This window comes from Burkholderia sp. Bp9143 (genome assembly GCF_003853645.1).
Classification (GTDB): Bacteria; Pseudomonadota; Gammaproteobacteria; order Burkholderiales; family Burkholderiaceae; genus Burkholderia.
This window is the reverse complement of record NZ_QTPO01000134.1, coordinates 1-1,414: the sequence shown is the minus strand read 5'-3', so window position 1 is coordinate 1,414 and position 1,414 is coordinate 1. Positions and strand designations below refer to the sequence as shown.

Genomic DNA, 1,414 nt, shown 5'->3' with positions numbered 1-1,414 from the left:
CCGCTCATGACGGGCTTGCGAACGCTGCGTTCCAGGCGGAACGGTTCGTTCGTCGGCAACAGTTCGAATTGCGCGTCAACGCGATAGGTCTGCGCGCCGCCGGTCCGCCCCGCGACTTCCTCGATATCGAGCGCACACGACACGACGAGGTATTCGCGATTCGCGGCCTGCTGCGGATAGCCGGTCAACGTAAAGGTATATCCGACCGTCAGGCCGCGCAGATTCCCTTTCCCGTTCGCGCGCCGCCCCGCGCAACGCTGCGCCTCCAGTTGAACGTTTGCGAAGTGGTGCGCTTCACGAGCCGTATCGTTCGGCTGGCCCGTCAGCCCTTGCGCGCCCGCGAGCGGCTGACTGTAATCGCCCCAACCGTAAATCTCGCCGTCGGCGCTTGCGGTCGGGCGAGGGTTTTCCGCCGTGGTCGCCAGATCGGCACGCGGGCGCGTGTAGTCGTAGTCCGTCACGGTCACGCGTCCGGGCGTCAAGCGGCTGGTCACGGACAGCGCGTGAATGTGTTCCTCATCGATACGCTGACCATCGGGTGACGGATAGCGCAGCGTCTCGTAGGCCGCGCCGTGCGGCTGATGGCCGCCTATCGTGTCGCACAAGACCAGACGGTGATGGCCGTCATCGTGCTCGAACCACCACCAGATTCCCCATTCTTCCCAGAGGCGTTGCAGAAACGCCCAGTCCGATTCAAACGCTTGTCGCTGCACATCGCGTTTCGGATACACGCCCCGGAATGCACCGAGGCGCTTATCGACGGGATAGGGATATTTCGAGAGCACCGCGTCGGTGATGTCGACGACGGTCATGTCTTGAAACAGGCGACAGTCCTGCGTCAGCGTCGCGCGATAGAGCCATGGCCGCAGTTCCAGTTCGTACAGAATCGAATCGCGATCCTGACCGGCAATTCGGGCAGCTTCAACCAGTCCCGTTATCTCGCGCGTACCCGCGCCGATGTTGCCGAGTCCGGCGACACCGGCCAGCCCAGGAATGGGCCGGCCTATGCCTTCGAGCTGGATCGACACGGTCACTTCCGTGCCGACCATCTTGTCCAGATCGAGATCGGCCGTGCGACTCGGCGAGAACGCATAGGCGTCGTCGGTTCGCAACGTGACGAGGTAGCGGCATGCATCGAGACGGCCGATGGTTTCGGTGCCTTGCAAGCGCACAGGTACAAAGACAGGCAACGCATCCATCCCATAGGTCGGCAGCGCTGCGCCGGCGAGTGACAGCGTGCGAGCTTGAGGAAGCATCGCCATTTACACCGCCCCCGTTGTGCCGTGACCGATGACGGTCGCACCGCAACCGGTTTTGTCCCCGCGATATCCCACCAGGCGGCCACGGTGCGTGCGCGGGCCGCTTGCCAGCAGCGGAAAAACGCCGCCGCATTTCGGGCACGTCACGCCATGGC

General features: G+C 63.8%; 1 protein-coding gene. It reads right to left on the bottom strand.

Features of this window, described 5'->3' with window-relative positions; genetic code table 11:
* Positions 1-1,262, bottom strand: a 1,262-nt coding sequence (locus DIE23_RS38970) for a type VI secretion system Vgr family protein (protein WP_124618188.1), incomplete at its 3' end; no start/stop codon positions are given.
* Positions 1,263-1,414: the final 152 nt, after the last annotated feature.